This window comes from Pedobacter sp. Leaf194 (genome assembly GCF_001423945.1).
Lineage (GTDB): Bacteria > Bacteroidota > Bacteroidia > Sphingobacteriales > Sphingobacteriaceae > Pedobacter.
This window is the reverse complement of the sequence record NZ_LMPU01000001.1, coordinates 746272-762728: the sequence shown is the minus strand read 5'-3', so window position 1 is coordinate 762728 and position 16457 is coordinate 746272. Positions and strand designations below refer to the sequence as shown.

Annotated in this window: 12 protein-coding genes; 7 read left to right on the top strand and 5 right to left on the bottom strand. The window is 38.7% G+C overall.

Annotation, left to right across the window (positions count from 1 at the left end; translation table 11 throughout):
• Positions 1-86: 86 nt before the first annotated feature.
• A complete protein-coding gene (locus ASG14_RS03495) occupies positions 87-521 on the bottom strand; it encodes a MarR family winged helix-turn-helix transcriptional regulator (protein WP_056869649.1) in 435 nt (144 codons plus the stop codon).
• 109 nt (positions 522-630) lie between these two features.
• Between ASG14_RS03495 and ASG14_RS03490 the strand changes: the two genes are divergently transcribed.
• Positions 631-1608: a hypothetical protein gene (locus ASG14_RS03490; RefSeq protein WP_056869648.1), complete on the top strand. Its 978-nt coding sequence runs from the start codon at positions 631-633 to the stop codon at positions 1606-1608.
• Between the two features lie 53 nt (positions 1609-1661).
• On the opposite strand, the gene ASG14_RS03485 is transcribed toward ASG14_RS03490, so the two are convergent.
• From ASG14_RS03485 to ASG14_RS03475, 3 genes are all read right to left on the bottom strand, one after another.
• Positions 1662-2981 carry a DUF6089 family protein gene (locus ASG14_RS03485; RefSeq protein WP_056869647.1) on the bottom strand — a complete coding sequence of 440 codons (1320 nt, stop codon included), beginning with the start codon at positions 2979-2981 and terminating at the stop codon, positions 1662-1664.
• A gap of 94 nt (positions 2982-3075) precedes the next feature.
• A complete protein-coding gene (ggt, locus tag ASG14_RS03480; protein WP_056869646.1) occupies positions 3076-4794 on the bottom strand; it encodes a gamma-glutamyltransferase in 1719 nt (572 codons plus the stop codon).
• Positions 4766-6541: a long-chain fatty acid--CoA ligase gene (locus ASG14_RS03475; protein ID WP_056869645.1), complete on the bottom strand. Its 1776-nt coding sequence runs from the start codon at positions 6539-6541 to the stop codon at positions 4766-4768. The genes ggt and ASG14_RS03475 overlap by 29 nt, the downstream gene beginning before the upstream one ends.
• A gap of 253 nt (positions 6542-6794) precedes the next feature.
• On the opposite strand from ASG14_RS03475, the gene ASG14_RS03470 reads away from it, so the two are divergent.
• The gene (locus ASG14_RS03470; RefSeq protein WP_056869644.1) at positions 6795-7262 is read left to right on the top strand and encodes a hypothetical protein; all 468 of its coding nucleotides are present in this window, start codon (positions 6795-6797) and stop codon (positions 7260-7262) included.
• A 76-nt stretch (positions 7263-7338) separates the two neighbouring features.
• Here ASG14_RS03470 and ASG14_RS03465 read toward each other — a convergent pair whose 3' ends face one another.
• Positions 7339-9168, bottom strand: a complete 1830-nt coding sequence (locus tag ASG14_RS03465) for a M61 family metallopeptidase (protein ID WP_082491321.1) — start codon at positions 9166-9168, stop codon at positions 7339-7341.
• 279 nt (positions 9169-9447) lie between these two features.
• Between ASG14_RS03465 and ASG14_RS03460 the strand changes: the two genes are divergently transcribed.
• The 5 genes from ASG14_RS03460 to ASG14_RS03440 all read left to right on the top strand — a co-directional run bounded on the left by ASG14_RS03460 (position 9448) and on the right by ASG14_RS03440 (position 16354).
• The gene (locus tag ASG14_RS03460) at positions 9448-10545 is read left to right on the top strand and encodes an efflux RND transporter periplasmic adaptor subunit (protein WP_056870224.1); all 1098 of its coding nucleotides are present in this window, start codon (positions 9448-9450) and stop codon (positions 10543-10545) included.
• A 2-nt stretch (positions 10546-10547) separates the two neighbouring features.
• The gene (locus ASG14_RS03455) at positions 10548-13658 is read left to right on the top strand and encodes an efflux RND transporter permease subunit (RefSeq protein WP_056869643.1); all 3111 of its coding nucleotides are present in this window, start codon (positions 10548-10550) and stop codon (positions 13656-13658) included.
• Between the two features lie 2 nt (positions 13659-13660).
• Entirely contained in the window at positions 13661-14977 is a 1317-nt protein-coding gene (locus ASG14_RS03450) for a TolC family protein (protein ID WP_235528500.1), read from the top strand.
• A gap of 17 nt (positions 14978-14994) precedes the next feature.
• Positions 14995-15858 carry a hypothetical protein gene (locus tag ASG14_RS03445; protein WP_056869642.1) on the top strand — a complete coding sequence of 288 codons (864 nt, stop codon included), beginning with the start codon at positions 14995-14997 and terminating at the stop codon, positions 15856-15858.
• Positions 15859-15961: 103 nt separating this feature from the next.
• Complete coding sequence (locus ASG14_RS03440; protein WP_056869641.1) at positions 15962-16354, top strand: PleD family two-component system response regulator; 393 nt, start codon at positions 15962-15964, stop codon at positions 16352-16354.
• Positions 16355-16457 lie beyond the last annotated feature (103 nt).

The window sequence follows — 16457 nt, the reverse complement described above, 5'->3', positions numbered from 1 at the left end:
TTTTTTATTTTGTTCTGATGGAACCTGCTTTAAAATTGAGCCCTTTTTAAAACTCAGGCAAAGCAGGTTTCATTTATAGGTAATGTTTAATCAACAGTATAAGCAACTGTTATATCGTTTAGTTTTATCAACAAATTAATGAACGTTTCCTTTTCTTTCTTGGTAAAATGTTCATCAAGATACTCGTTAAATTTTCGAACTACGCCCTTTGCCAGGTGCTTTTTTTCTTTACCAAAATCGGTAAGAAAAACTTTTACAGAACGCTTATCGCCAACAGATGTTTCCCGGTAGATAAGGTTAGCTTCTTCCATGTTGTTTAACATGCGAGACAAGCTTGTCGCCTTAACCCCAAGCAGGGCGGCAAGGTTGGAAACGGCCGTTCCATCAACATCATCAATATTTATAAGCATGTAACCAATAGCCTGGGTAATACCAAAAGTAGAAGCCATTTGGTTGTACTTATTAAACATGTTCTGCCAGGCAAACTTAACATGGTAATCTAATGTCTGTAGTTGCTTCATTTGGTTAATTTTATTATGCTTGCATAACAAAGCTAATGAATGTATTTTGTTATTGCAAGTAGAAAATTCAAAATAATTGTCAAAAGATTCCTATAATAGATCAACACAAATGAAAACACGAAATATGCGGGAAATGAAAAAAATATTGCTCCTTGGCGCAATGGTATTGTCGGTTTCAACTTTGAAAGCACAGGTATCTTATTTTGGAAATGAAGCGACTAACATCGAAAAATTAAAGATTTTAAAAAACACCACAACTTTATTTACGCTTACATATAGCGACTATAGCGAACTCGCTAAGTTTGACGAAGCCATAAAAAAAACGTGGACAATTACACCTTACAAAATTATCAGGCCGGAAGAACTTGCGGTTTACGATAAATTGGAACGCTACTCTTTCTTCTACTTTGATGCCTACGCAGAAACTAGAGATACCATAACAAATGCCAATGTCGTTTATACGCTGAAACTGATTAGCCCGTCAGACAAGCCGAAGCAAAGAGATGAAAGCATTTTCGCTATGGTAACACTATTTCCGGATATTTATACCGAACAGACTGTAAAAGAAATTGGTGATAAATCTGGTGCGAGAAGAAGCATCAAGAAAGAGTTGCTGAATTCCCTCTATAATAATGCGCAGTTCATTAACTGGTCTCCAGGCTTGTTAGCCGGTTATCTTAAGCAAATAAACGATGGCTTACTCGCTCAGGAAAGCAGGGAATTAGACTACCAGTTTTACAATAAGGTTAGGTTACCAAAACTGGCGACCGAAACACTATATGTTCCGGAATACGTTCGTGAGGTTTTCTCCTTGCAGCGGATTAAACTACCAACATCTAACACAGCACAGGAACAGTATAATTACAAGTTGAAATTTTTGCCTTTTAAAGAATTAGATAGTCTGATTTTGAGTAAAACTGAAGGCATTAAGTATTTAGTTTACACACGCCGTTCGAAAGATAAAATAATAAGCATCTATGATAGCAAGGATGACAAAATCATTTATCAAAAGTTTTATTTTCAGACGCCAGAATTTGAGATGGATGATTTAAACGACATCAAAAAAGTTGTAAAATCAATTAAATAAAAAAAGGCTCCTGATTTGCATCAGGAGCCTTCGCATTTATATCTTAAAATCTACTAGTAAAGTGTAAACTCTACACGACGGTTTTGTTGACGACCAGCTGCAGTTTTATTTGTTGCAATTGGTTGAGCTTCACCGTAACCTGTAGCTTCAATTCTTGATGCATTTGCACCTTGAGAAACTAAGTATGCTTTTACAGATTCTGCTCTTGCTTTAGATAAACGTAAGTTTAAAGCATCAGAACCAGTATTATCAGTGTGACCTGCTAATTTCAAGCTAAAGTTTTTCTGTACTAATAAAGCGGCAACTCTATTTAAAGATGCATAAGATTTAGAACGGATTGTTGCTTTGTTTAAATCGAATTCTAAGTTTTTAATGGCCGCAGCTACAACTTTACGATCTTCTTCCGTTACAACTACTTTCTCAACAACTTTTTCTGGAGTTTTTAAAGGACAACCAGCACCATCAACTACAGTACCAGCTGGAGTACCCGGACATTTATCCAATTTATCTGCAACACCATCGCCATCAGTATCTTTCAGCAAATCAGCCATTTCAGCACGCAATCTTGCATTTTCAGCTTTTTGTGCATCTAAATCGCCTTTTAATGCGTTAGCTGTATTTTTTGCTGCTAAAGCTTCATCATAAGTAGCGGCAACTGGATTGTGGAAAGCCAATTGTTTTCCTTTACCTAAAGCAAATTCTAAACCAGCATAAGCATAATTATATTTGTCATTACTAGCACCTTTGTATAATCCGTCAAGGTTATCACCATCAACAAAATTTACTGTCCAGCCTAAATCGATGTTTACACCGTCTGACACTTTAAATTTTGCGCCAACGCCAACAGGAATAATTAATTCACTGATTGTTTTATCACCTGCGTATGCCGATGTACCTGCAGCTGTTGTAATCGTTGGTTTGTAACCAGCTAAACCAGCACCTGCTGAAGCATATAATTGAACTGCATTTTCTTTTCTAAACATGTCGATGTTAAACATATTTACAACTGCACTTAAGCTGGCAGAATAATTAAGTTTAGTATCGAAAGCAGAAACAGGACTGTTGTTAATATAGCCACTGTCATAAGCTTCACTGTTATCACCTTTTAACTTACCCATAACTCCGTCTAAACGAAGAGAGAAATAGTTTGTTAATTGTTTTTTCACGTATAAACCGTAACCGAAACTAGTTTTGTTATTACTGAAATCGTTTTTTCCACCTAGAGGAGAAAGTGGAGTAAGGCCACCAGCATTTACACCGATTGACCATGTTCTGAATTGAGTTGTTGGAGCAGTATCCTGAGCCATTGCCGCAGTACCTGCAAATAATCCGGCTAGCACTACCGGAAGTGATTTAAATAAATTTGCTTTCATATTTTTAAGTTTAACGTTAATAAGCGTCGCCGACTTCTTACAACTGTCATACCAAAAAAGGATTTTAGGCAAAATATTTTAAATTTTCCAAGTATTAATACCCAATTGCCTTGTCATCACCACGTGGATCTGCCCCACCCTGGTACGTATTCCACTTAGTTTTAAGGATTGCATCAACCCTACCAATTGGGCCCCGAAACTGAGTTTTATAGCCTTTAGCCTTCAATTTCTCTGTGGTAAGGCTGTCTAATGCATCTTTCTCTACAGTTACTTCATCTGGTAACCATTGGTGATGAAATTTCTTCGCAGTTACGGCAGATTGCATGGGCATTTCAAAATCTATTACGTTTATAATGGTTTGAAAAACAGACGTTATAATTGTAGAACCTCCAGGTGTACCAACAACCATAAACAGGTTGCCATTCTTTTCTACAATAGTTGGTGTCATCGAACTAAGCATTCGTTTATTTGCTGCAATTGCATTTGCTTCTCCACCAAGTAAACCGTACATATTAGGTGCGCCCGGTTTAACCGAGAAATCATCCATTTCATTGTTCAAGATAAAACCACCACCTTTTACCACAACTAGCGACCCATAGGAGCCGTTTAACGTAGTGGTTATGGAAACTGCATTCCCTTCTCTATCTACAATCGAGAAATGAGTTGTTTCTTCGTGCTCATTTTCCTTAAAAGTACCAGCCAAAACGGTGCTGCTCGGGGTTGCAGCATCCCACTTAAAATTAGCCATTCGCTGCTTATTGTAATTTCGATCGAGCAGTTTGTTTGTTGGTACCGAATAAAAATCCGGATCGCCAAGATGAGTAGCCCTATCAGCATAAACCCTTCTTTCCGCCTCAACCATAACCTGAACTGTAGAATCTGCATTATGACCCCATCTTTTTAATGGAAAAGGTTCTACACTTTGCAGCAATTGTATCAAAGCTATCCCACCACTTGATGTTGGCGGCATTGTTATAATTTTGTAACCACGATAATCGCCGGTAACAGGTTTACGCCAAATCGCGTGGTAGTTTAGCAAATCGTTCTTCGTTATCAAACCCTTGCCTTTTTGCATTTCTGCAACAATAGCATCTGCAGTAGCGCCTTCATAAAAACCGGCCCTGCCCTTCTGCTGAATCAACTTTAAGGTATTGGCCAACTCGTTTTGAATCAACAAATCATTCTCTTTCCATGTACTCTCCAGGTTAATAAATACAGCTCCGTCAGGATTATACTTCATAAAGTTTCTATGGAGACTGTTTAATTCTGCAGCTTGTTGTTTAGTTAGCCTGAAACCATTTTCAGCCAAATCGATGGCTGGCTGAACAACTGCCGACCAGCTTAATTTGCCGTATTTTTTGTGCGCTTCTACCATTCCGTCAACCGAACCCGGAACACCAACAGCCAAATGGCCATAAAGGCTTTTGCTTACAATTGGATTTCCTGCAGAATCGAGATACATGTCTCGAGAAGCAAGTGAGGCTGCCTTTTCACGAAAATCTAAAGCATTGATTTCGCCTTTTGCAGACCGATAAACCATGAAGCCACCACCGCCTAAGTTGCCGGCGTTTGGATATACCACTGCCAAAGCAAACTGAACCGCAACTGCAGCATCAACCGCGTTGCCGCCCTTCTTTAAAATTGCGATACCAACTTCCGACGATTCGGGATGTGCGGATACCACCATTCCATTTTTATATTCACCACTGTTGTTTTTGCCTAACTGACCACCAACACAGCCCGATGCAACCGATGCTGCTAAAACACAGCTGAAAAGAATTGCACTAATTTGGTGCTTTGTAGTCTTCCGCATCCTTGTAAATTTTGTCAATTAAATTATTGTTTTTCTCGTTAATTACCTTACGTTTCAAACTTAGTTTTGGTGTAAGTTCGCCTCCATCAATACTCCATTCTTTTGGCAGCAGTGCGAACCTTTTTACCTGTTCCCATTTACCAAAACCAACACTAGCAGCTTCTATCACTTCATTAAACTTCGCTAAAACCTGCTCATTTTTAATTATTTCATCATTCGATGTAAAGCTAATTCCCTTCCTTCCAGCCCAGGTTTTCAAAGTCTCAAAGTTAGGTACAATTAATGCTGACGGAAACTTTCTGTTTTCGCCCAGCACCATTATTTGTTCAATAAAAATCGATTCTTTGTACTTATTTTCGAGTATTTGTGGAGCAATATACTTCCCACCCGCTGTTTTAAACATTTCCTTTTTCCTGTCGGTAATTCGTAAGAACCGGTCATTAACAAGTTCGCCAATATCACCCGTGTGGAACCAACCATCTTTATCAATGGCTTCGGCGGTTAAATCAGGGCGGTTATAATAGCCTTTCATCACCTGATGACCTCTTGTTAAAACTTCACCATCCTGAGCAATTTTGACTTCAACACCTTTTATAACTTCACCAACCGAACCGAACATGGTGCCGCCAAAGTGGTTAACGGTTATAACAGGCGATGTTTCTGTAAGTCCGTAACCCTCGAAAACCGGCATACCCGCAGCCCAAAAAATTCTCGCTAAACGCGGATTTAAAGCTGCGCCACCAGAAACGATTACGACAATTTCTCCACCTAAGGCTTCCTGCCATTTCTTAAAAACGAGTTTGCGGGCAATGTTTAGCTTAAAGTTATACCAACTGCCCGCATCAGTTGCATACTTTTCTGCCAATGAAACCGACCAGAAGAAGATGCCTCGTTTTATACCAGTTAAAGCTTTACCCTTTTCCATTATTTTATCGTATACCTTCTCAAGCAAACGCGGCACGGTAGAAAACGAATTTGGTTTTACATGCTGAATGTCTGCAACAATGGTTTCCATACTTTCTGCATAATAAACAGAAGTGCGGTTAAACAGGTACAAATAAATGATCATCCGCTCAAAGATGTGTGATAGCGGAAGAAAGCTTAGCCCTTTCTTCACGCCTTCGGGCATAACAACCGCAGAATTTTCAAAATTTGCAACCAGGTTATTATGCGTAAGCATTACCCCTTTGGGTGTCCCTGTTGTGCCCGAGGTATATATTAGCGTAAGAATATCTTCTGGCTTAACGTTTTCCCTGTAATCATCAAGGTTGATTTGGGTGCTCGCTTTACCATCATCAACAAGGGTTTTCCAGTTTTGCGCACCAGCAACCTCACTAAATGAATAAATTTTTATTTCCGGATTTACTGCCGCTATGTTAGGTTTAACTTTGTTATATAAATCCTCATCCGCAACAAAAATTAGGGCAACTTCTGCATCTTTTAATATAAATTGAATATCATGATCAGCTAAGGTTGGGTAAAGCGGAATTTGATAGGCACCAATTTGATTGGCTGCAAAATCTGCAATGTTCCACTCTGGTCGGTTGTGCGACATTACCGCAACACGGGCACCTTTACCAATTCCCTGGTTTATTAACCCGCGACTTAAATTATCTACCGCATCGCAAAACTCTTCGGTTGAATAATTAACCCATTTTCCAGCGATTTTACCATTGATGAATTCTTGCTGAGGTTGCTCAAGGCTAAATTTTAGAAGATCAAAAACCCGTGTAATTGCTGCAGCCATAGTATTATAATATTTGGTTAAGTTAAAAAATCAAACATAAAGATCAGCGTCTTTATGTCGAAAAACAGGAAAAAAAATACCGATTCCTGAACACTTATTTGAATGCGGTTTGAAAATTTTACTAAACTTAGCAATTCCAAAATTACTATGCAAGCATTGTTTTTATCCATCTGAATTTTTACCTTAAAAACATAATCGGCATTAAAGTTGTTAGGCAGATATTAATTAGAAAACGTTAACAAATATTTAGATTATGAAAAAATTACTTTTTACTATTTTCGGATGTGCGGCCTTATTCGCAGTGAGTACTACAGAAGTTAAAGCTCAAAATTACAAAACAGGCGTGGGTTTAGGCCTCGATTTTGGTGATGGTGCAACGCTTGTTGGTCCTTCATTAAGACATCACTTCAGTAGAAAAGGTGCAGTTCAGGGTGAGGTTTTGTTTGGTGGAAACTCAACAATTATACAGGCATTTCTTCAATATAACACCCCTATTAAAGGCGCTGCAGGTTTAGATTTTTATGCCGGTGGTGGTCCGTCAATTCAATTGTATGATGGAGGTTCTAGCTTTTATCTGGTACCTATGGCTGGTTTAGATTACAAATTTAACGGTGCTCCATTAGCATTGGCTTTAGATTGGAGACCAAGATTATACATTGGCGACAATGATAGCGACTTTAACGCTGGTCGTTTTGGACTCGGCTTTAGATACACTTTTTAAGCCTCAAATAAATAAAAAAAGCCCGCCCGAAAAATTTTTCGGGCGGGCTTTTTTGTTGGCAGGCATCAATTTTGAATTAAATACCCATCCATTTTTTTAGTACAGTTTTTTGCGCAGCTGATGCATTTTCATCAATTGTGGCTTTAAGGCGAACACTAGGATTTGCTTTTAAAATCAGGTTGATTTCCTTTTCAACTCCATCGCGTTTTACCTTCAGTTTTAATGTATCGCCAATATTCTTCTTAGCTACCAATGGTAAAACTTCGAGCGAAACCATTGGCGAGCGTAATTTTATGTTACTCAAGGCATCGCTTACAGAAGTATCATCAAGCGAAATGATAACATCATTAACATTTAAGCCAGCATCCCAGGCTGCAGAAGCTCGGGTGGTAGAGGTAACTGTTAAACCATCGTTGCCGAGTTGTGCCGCTGCACCCGTTACTGGTTTATCTGGCGTAGCATTTTCAGTTGAAACATTAACGCCCGCATACCCAAAGTACTTTACATATTCTGCATCATCAACCCCGTTAACATATTTCGCCCAAAAATTTGTAAAACTGATACCAGAAATCTTCTCAACCATCGCCTTAAATTCCGCATCTGTGTAACCACGCTTAAGGGTTTTGCATTGCAAATACATGGCCTTCATCACATCATCCAAACTTTTTGCGCCTTTCGTTGCATTAATAATTTCCAGGTCCATTAAAATACCGATAACCTCGCCCTTGTTGTAGTAAGAGATTGAGTTATTTTTTGAATTTTCATTGGGGCGATAACCGATAATCCATGCATCGTAACTAGATGCTGATGCAGATTGAATTTTTGCACCAGGTGTATTCAGAACCGTTGCAATTCCGCCTGCAAGTGCATTAACAAATCCATTGGGATCACTAAAACCTGCCCTTAAAATGTATTTATTTTCATAGTACGATGTAAAACCTTCGGCAACCCAAAGATTTGTAGTGTAATTTTCGTTATCGTAGTCGAATGGGCCCAGGGCAACCGGGCGTAGGCGTTTCACATTCCAAAGGTGATGGTATTCATGCGCAACTAACCCTAAAAACCCTTTGTAACCAGCATCTGTACTATATGCATTCCTACTGGCACCCAATGTAGTTGAGTTTAAATGCTCTAAACCGCCACCACCACGAGCGAAATTATGCACGATGAATAAATAGTATTTATTTGGATTTTCGCCGTAAACTGCAGTTTCCTGTTCCACAATTTTCGCCATATCTACTTTCAGCTTTTCTTTATCGTAGTTACCGCCGCCATACATGGCAACTTCATGGCGTACGCCAGAAGCCATGAATTCAAATGTATCCTGATTGCCAACTTCGATTGGACTATCGTATAAAATATCGAAGTCGCTAGCTTTATAAGTAAAAGTTTCGCCGGCTACCAAAGGCATGCCTGTCGAAACCTTTGTCCACGATTTATATGGAATAATTTTTACGGTACTCGGAGATTTTATCATGCCAGCAGGATGCATAAAAATACCTGTTGGCGATAAAAATGCGTGAGACTCATCTATGAAAGCAGTTCGTACAGAAATTTCGAAAGCGTACACACGGTAGTTTATTTTAATATCATTTGCTTTCGCTGAGAAAACTCTCCAAATGTTTTTCCTAACTTTTTCTACCTTAAGTTTTTTTCCGGCGGCTGATGCAGTAAATCCTTCTACACTCTTTTCAAACTCACGTACAAGGTAAGAACCGGGGGTCCAAACGGGCATTTTAACATCTACATAATCTTTTGCCAATCCGGAAATATTCATTTGCACCTCGGCATAATGCGCCTGAGGTTCTTTAAAGGAAACCTCGAAACCTATTTTAACCTGCGCCTTCGCTGCCATAATGCTTGTTAGTAATACAACTAAACCTAATATCGATTTTTTAATAAACATATAATTGTGTTTTGCCACAAATTTATATTTTATCACCTTGCTTTAAAATTTTATTCGGTATGGAGGCGTAAAATAATTAATACAAGGAAGATTTTATTCATCTGGTTTACTAATTTATAAGCAACGCAAGAAAATGTGTTTGAGCAATATTTTGAGGAAACAGGCTGTAACATCCTTAATACAACAAATTTATGATTAAACTAATTGAATATTTTTACAAGCTTTTTTGGTTACATTTTAAAAATTGATGTTCCCATAAAAACGACTACACACATACAAATGAAAAAAAGATACATTATTTACATTGTTTTGGCGCTGGGCCTGGCCTATCTGGTTTATTACCGAATAAATGCAAACAAAAAATTAGAGGGTAAAGGTGGCGCCCCTGGTGCCGGAAAAGAAGGGAAAGGTGGCAAAGATGGTAAGGGCGCTCCTCCAATGGTTGTAGACGGTATTGTTGTTAAACTATCGAAATTCGATAACGACCTGGAAGTTACCGGGGCAATTGAAGCGAACGAATCTGTTGTACTTAAAAGCGAGGTTTCAGGGCTTGTTACTGGTATTTATTTTAAGGAGGGCACAAATGTATCAAAAGGAAGCGTTTTGGTTAAGGTTAACGATAGAGACATTCAGGCGCAGTTGCAAGATGCGCTAACTAAGCAAAAACTATCGGGAACTAACGAAAACCGTGCAAAACAACTTTTGGCTAAAGGTGCAATCAGTCAGGAAGAGTATGACACATCACTTGCTGATTTAAGGTCTTTTCAATCTCAAACCAATTTAACAAGGGCCCAACTTGCTAAAACAACTATCCGTGCGCCGTTTAGCGGTAGAATCGGCTTACGCAGTATTTCTGCAGGCACCTATTTAACACCGAGCACGGTTATTGCGAATCTGGTAAGCACAAATCCGGTAAAAATCACTTTCTCCGTTCCCGAAAAATATGCGGGCCAGATTAAAATCGGCTCAGAAATTTCGTTTACTACCGATGGCTCATCAAAACAAAATACGGGGAAAGTTTATGCAATTGAACCTGGAATAAATACTGCAACCAGAACATTACAAATACGTGCTTTAGCACCAAATGGCGAGAATGATTTGCTGCCTGGCTCCTTTGCTAAAATAAAACTGGCATTAAATACCTTGCAAAATGCTATCCTTATCCCAAATGAAGCTGTAATTCCGGTGTTGAAAGGGAAAATTGTATACGTACAAAAAGATGGCAAAGCACAGGAAGTTAAAGTTGAAGCAGGAACCAGGACCGATGAAAACATCGTTATCACTTCAGGCTTAAAGGCTGGCGATACCGTTTTAACCACCGGTTCTATGGCTTTGAAAAAAGATGCGCCTGTTAAAGTTCATTTGGTTAAAGAATAATTATGAGTATCTCAACCACGAGTATAAAAAGACCGGTTCTTGCCATAGTTATGAACCTGCTTATCGTCCTCTTCGGGATAATAGGGTATAATTTTTTGGGTGTTCGTGAATACCCTTCTATTGACCCAACGGTTGTTTCGGTAAGAACATCCTATCCGGGCGCAAATTCGGATATTATCGAATCGCAAATAACAGAGCCACTGGAAAAATCGATTAACTCAATTGATGGCATCAGGAACATTTCATCTTCCAGTAATCAGGGAACAAGTAACATTACAGTAGAATTTAACCTCGATAAAAATATCGAAGAAGCCACCAATGATGTTCGGGATAAAGTATCGCAAGCCGCCAGAACTTTACCAAAAGATATTGATGGTTTGCCAACAGTAAGTAAAGCCGATGCCAACTCGGATGCTATTCTATCGATGACCATCCAGAGTGATAAACGAAATACTTTGGAATTGAGTGATTTTGCGGAAAACGTAATCGCCGATAGGATTCAAACGATTCCAGGCGTAAGTAGCGTGCAGATTCAGGGACAGCGAAAGTATGCCATGCGTATTTGGATGGACCCAAACAAATTGAGTGCTTATGGATTAACCTCTCAGGATATTGTAACCGCATTGGATAATGAAAACGTGGAGTTGCCTTCGGGAAAGATTACCGGTGCTACAACAGAACTTACTGTAAAAACATTAGGAAAACTAACCAACGAAACGCAATTTAACAACCTAATTTTAAAAACAGACAGCAACCAGGTTATTAAACTAAAAGATGTTGGCTATGCAGTTTTAGGGCCTGAAAATGAAGAAACAATTTTACGGGAATCCGGCCTTCCAATGGTTGCAGTTGCTATAATACCACAACCGGGAGCAAACTACCTGGATATTAGCAAAGAGTTTTATAAGCGTTTTGATAAGCTGAAAGCAGATATCCCGAAAGATATAAAACTGAAAGTTGCTTTAGATACCACACTTTTTATCAAACGTTCTGTTACCGAAGTTGCCGAAACAATAGGTTTATCTTTGGTGCTCGTAATTTTAATTATTTATCTCTTCTTCAGAGATTGGGCAATTGCATTCCGACCGTTAATCGATATTCCGGTTTCGCTTATTTTTACCTTTTTTATAATGTACGCTTTTGGTTTCTCTATCAACGTACTGAGTTTACTGGCAATTGTATTGGCCACTGGTTTGGTGGTTGATGATGGAATCGTGGTAACTGAAAATATTTTCAAGAAGGTTGAAGAAGGCATGTCGCCATTTGAGGCAGCAATAAAAGGATCAAACGAAATTTTCTTCGCTGTAATTTCCATTTCAATAACCCTTGCTGCAGTTTTTTTACCTGTGATATTTTTACAAGGCTTTGTAGGAAGGCTGTTTAGAGAATTTGGAGTGGTAATCGGGGCTGCCGTTTTGGTTTCGGCTTTCGTATCGCTCACGCTTACACCGATGCTTAATGCCTACCTGATGAAGAAAGGCGGACATAAGCCATCGAAATTTTACAACTGGACAGAGCCCTACTTTGTGAAATTAAACGAAGCTTACGAATCAAACCTGAATAAATTTTTAGATAAGCGATGGCTATCAATCCCAATCATTGTGGTTTGTATGGGTATGATTTTTCTGTTTTGGAAAATTTTGCCGAAGGAAACAGCTCCTTACGATGACAGAAGTGCGATAAACATTAACGTAACCACACCTGAAGGTTCATCATTTACCTACACGGATAAGTTTATCATGAAAATTAATCAAATGGTAATCGATTCTGTGCCGGAAAAAAATGTGAACATCACCATTACCTCTCCGGGATTTGGAGGCGCCGGTTCAACCAATTCCGGTTTTGTTAGAATGGGATTGGTAAACCCTGAAGACAGGGAACGCTCTCAAAAGGAGATCGCCGATATGTTAACCAAAATAACTAAAAAGTATAGCGAAGGGAAAACAATCGTTAACCAGCAGCCTACAATTTCGGTTGGCCGCCGCGGGGGATTACCTATCAGCTACATTATTCAGGCACAGAACTTTGAAAAACTTCGTGAAAAAGTGCCATTGTTTATGGATGCGGTTAGTAAAGACCCAACTTTTACGGTTTCTGATGTAAATCTTAAATTTAATAAACCGGAAATTAACTTAACAATTGACAGAGACAAAGCTAAGAACCTGGGCGTTTCCATATCTGCAATTGCGCAAACATTAAATCTTGGTTTAAGCGGTCAGCGCTTTTCATATTTCTTTATGAATGGAAAGCAGTATCAGGTTATCGGCCAGTTTGATAGAAGTGACCGCAAAGACCCACTGGATTTAAGCTCGGTGTATGTTCGAAGTGATAATGGAACGCTGGTTCAATTGGATAATGTAGTTACTGCGAAAGAAGAAAGCAGTCCGCCGCAGTTATATAGAAACAACCGCTTTATTTCGGCAACCGTTTCTGCCGGCCTTGCTCCGGGCAAAAGTATCGGTGAAGGGATTGATGCGATGGACCAGATTGCAGCAAAAGTATTGGATGAAACCTTTTCGACCGATTTGAGTGGAGAATCACGGGATTTTAAAGAAAGTTCATCGAATACATTTTTCGCGTTTGGCCTGGCCTTACTATTGGTTTACCTTATCCTTTCGGCACAATTCGAAAGCTTTAAAGATCCGGTTATTATTATTCTTACTGTGCCCATGGCGGTTGCCGGCGCATTCCTTTCGCTATGGCTTTGTGGCCAAAGCTGGAATATTTTCAGCCAGATAGGTACCATTATGTTAATCGGTTTGGTTACAAAAAATGGTATTTTAATCGTCGAGTTCGCAAATCAGCTCAAAGAAAAAGGAGTTGCTATTCCGGAGGCCATAAGAGAGGCAGCAGTATCGCGTTTGCGACCAATTTTAATGACCAGTTTGGCCATCGCAATAGGCGCTTTGCCAATTGCTTTAGCACTTGGTGCTGCAGCAAAGAGCAGAATGAGTATGGGAACCGTTATCGTTGGTGGAACAATGTTCTCTCTGGTTCTAACCTTGTTCGTTATCCCGGCAATTTATTCTTACTGGGCAAAGCCGTATAAACCAAACCGAGATTTGAAGGAAGCTGAGCGTTTCGAGCATGAAGCTTTAGAAGGCGTAAAATAAATATGATGATTAAAAGAATAAACATATTTGTGTTGTTGATGGGCATTTTTTCTTTTGCCACACAAGCGCAGGAAAAATTGACCCTGCAAGAGGCTATTTCCATTGCAATGCAAAATAATTACGATATTAAAATAAGCAAGAATAACCTTAGCATCGCTAAAAACAACGCCAATATCGGCAATGCCGGTATGTTGCCCAACTTAACTGGCACTTATTCAAATGGGGGAAGCTATCAAAACACGCGGCAAACGCCTGCTACAGGACCTGATAGGGTTATCACCGGTGCTAAAAGCACAAATAATGATATTGGTGCTGATTTGAACTGGACTATTTTTGATGGTTTTACCATGTTTGCCAATTATGACCGTTTAAAAGAATTACAAAAACAGGGCGAAGTAACGTCTCGGTTAGCCATTTTAACCACCGTTTCGGATGTTATTACAGCCTATTACGATGTTGTACGAAATCAGAAACTGGTTATCGCGGCCGATAGCGCAATTGATATTTCTGTGTTTAGAGAGAACATCGCCAAAACGAAGCTCCAGTTAGGCAGAGGATCTAAACTTGATGTTTTAACGGCGCAGGTAGATTACAATACGGATACTTCAAATTATCTGCAGCAAAAAAATGCACTTCAGGTTGCTAAGGTTCGCTTAAATCAGTTAATGGTTAGAAATGTTAATCTAACTTTTTCAGTTGATAACAATATAGATATAGACCAGGCATTGGTTTACAGCCAATTGGCCGAACTGGCAGGAAAGCAAAATCCAAATGTGCAGAATGCCTTTATAAATCAAAAGGTTGCATCATTAAATCTGAAAGCGATTAAAGGCGCACGCTATCCCGTTGTAAGTTTAAATTCAGGCTATAGCAGAACCAACAGCACATCGCCAACGGGCTTTAACCAGAAATTTGCGGCCAATGGGTTTACTTATGGGTTAACAGCAAGCCTTAATCTGTTTAACGGCTTTTTACAACGTCAAAACGAACGAAACGCAAAAATCGACATAGAAAACTCAACTTTAAATCTCGACAAAACAAAACTGGATGTAAGCACGCAATTGCTTACGGCTTATCAAAATTACAGCACTTACCTCGATTTAGTAAAACTTGAGCAGAGAAATGTCGATATCGCAAGAGAAAATCTTGATATCACTTTAGCTAAGTATCGTTTAGGAAGCATTGCACCATTAGAGTTAAGAGAGGCACAGCGCAACTCAATTGATGCACAAAATCGTTTTATCGAAATGCAATACCAGGCAAAGCTCGCAGAAATTACCTTAAAAGAAATCAGCGGGAACATAAATTTGTCTAATTAATTTTTATATTTAATCTTATGATACTCGTTGCAGATAGTGGCTCATCAAAAACCGATTGGATGGGTTATCTTAATGGAGAAACCATTAAATTTAACACACAGGGAATAAATCCTTATTTCTTGAATGAACAAGATATTACCCGCATAATTTTAAAAAACGAGGTTATCGCACCATTGGCGAAAGATGTTAAAGAAATTTACTTCTTCGGCGCAGGCTGTTCTTCTCCCGATAAACATGAGGTAGTTTCTAACGGATTATCTGCTGTTTTCACCAGCGCATTTATCTCTGTTGAACATGATTTACTAGGTTCAGTTTATGCCACCTGCGGAGATACTGAAGGTTTAAACTGTATTTTAGGTACAGGTTCCAACATTTGCTATTTCGACGGGAAAAAGATTCACGATGGTCATCATGGCTTAGGCTACGTACTTGGAGATGAAGGCTCGGGTACATTTTTCGGTAAAAAAGTATTGCTCAGTTATCTTTACAAGAAAATGCCTGCTGATTTAGAGGCCGAGTTTAAAAAGACTTTTCCGGCAGAAAAAGAGCAAATTATTACAAACGTTTACCAAAAGCCATTTCCCAACATTTACCTTGCGGGTTTTAGTCGTTTTTTAGCAAATAACCACGAACACCCTTTCGTTAAAGACATTCTGAAGAAAGGATTTCAGGAATTTGTAGATACTAACGTGAAAGATTATCCAAATTACAAATCGCTTCCCTGCCACTTTGTTGGTTCGATAGCATACTATTATCAGGATATTTTGAAAGAGGTTTTGACTGAGAACGGAATAAAAACAGGCAAGATTTTACAGAAGCCAATTGAGGAGCTTTACAACTTTATTTTGCAAAAAGAAGGCATTGTTAAACAAGCCATTTAGTGCACTAAAGCGTTATTTTAAAAATTAACAAAATCTTAAAACATATTAAACATAACCACAAACATTTTGTTATAATTACAAAGCGGATAAAATGCTAAATAATATGAAGAGAATACTGGTAGTTGATGACGACATTGAGGTTTTAGAAACCATACAGTTAATACTTGAAATTGGAGGGTTTAAGGTTTCGGCGCTTAATAATGGCGAAGAAGTTTTCGATAGAATTGATAGCTTTAAACCTGATTTAATTTTATTAGACATTTCCTTAGGCCATATTGATGGCAGGGTTTTGTGTGAGCAGTTAAAATCTATAGATTCAACATCAAAAATTCCAATTCTTTTAATATCAGGCTTATACGACCCTAAAGATTTTACAACATTGAATTATGGTCAGGACGATTTTCTCTCGAAGCCATTCCAAATGGATGTGTTGCTTAAAAAAATCAGTAAAATTCTGTCGCTTGAAGAAAGTGAGCCTAGCTTTTTAATGAATTAGCTTACTTAAGAAATATAATAAAAGCCAAATGCATATTGCATTTGGCTTTTTTTTTACCCCAAACAATACTGTCAATTTGGCAAAGCGAAGGCTTTGGAACAAG

Bases quoted from the DNA above. Each gene is read 5' to 3' on its own strand.
- ASG14_RS03495 (WP_056869649.1), bottom strand. From the start codon at position 521: ATGAAGCAACTACAGACATTAGATTACCATGTTAAGTTTGCCTGGCAG.
- ASG14_RS03490 (WP_056869648.1), top strand. From the start codon at position 631: ATGAAAACACGAAATATGCGGGAAATGAAAAAAATATTGCTCCTTGGC.
- ASG14_RS03485 (WP_056869647.1), bottom strand. From the start codon at position 2,981: ATGAAAGCAAATTTATTTAAATCACTTCCGGTAGTGCTAGCCGGATTA.
- ggt (WP_056869646.1), bottom strand. From the start codon at position 4,794: ATGCGGAAGACTACAAAGCACCAAATTAGTGCAATTCTTTTCAGCTGT.
- ASG14_RS03475 (WP_056869645.1), bottom strand. From the start codon at position 6,541: ATGGCTGCAGCAATTACACGGGTTTTTGATCTTCTAAAATTTAGCCTT.
- ASG14_RS03470 (WP_056869644.1), top strand. From the start codon at position 6,795: ATGAAAAAATTACTTTTTACTATTTTCGGATGTGCGGCCTTATTCGCA.
- ASG14_RS03465 (WP_082491321.1), bottom strand. From the start codon at position 9,168: ATGTTTATTAAAAAATCGATATTAGGTTTAGTTGTATTACTAACAAGC.
- ASG14_RS03460 (WP_056870224.1), top strand. From the start codon at position 9,448: ATGAAAAAAAGATACATTATTTACATTGTTTTGGCGCTGGGCCTGGCC.
- ASG14_RS03455 (WP_056869643.1), top strand. From the start codon at position 10,548: ATGAGTATCTCAACCACGAGTATAAAAAGACCGGTTCTTGCCATAGTT.
- ASG14_RS03450 (WP_235528500.1), top strand. From the start codon at position 13,661: ATGATGATTAAAAGAATAAACATATTTGTGTTGTTGATGGGCATTTTT.
- ASG14_RS03445 (WP_056869642.1), top strand. From the start codon at position 14,995: ATGATACTCGTTGCAGATAGTGGCTCATCAAAAACCGATTGGATGGGT.
- ASG14_RS03440 (WP_056869641.1), top strand. From the start codon at position 15,962: ATGAAGAGAATACTGGTAGTTGATGACGACATTGAGGTTTTAGAAACC.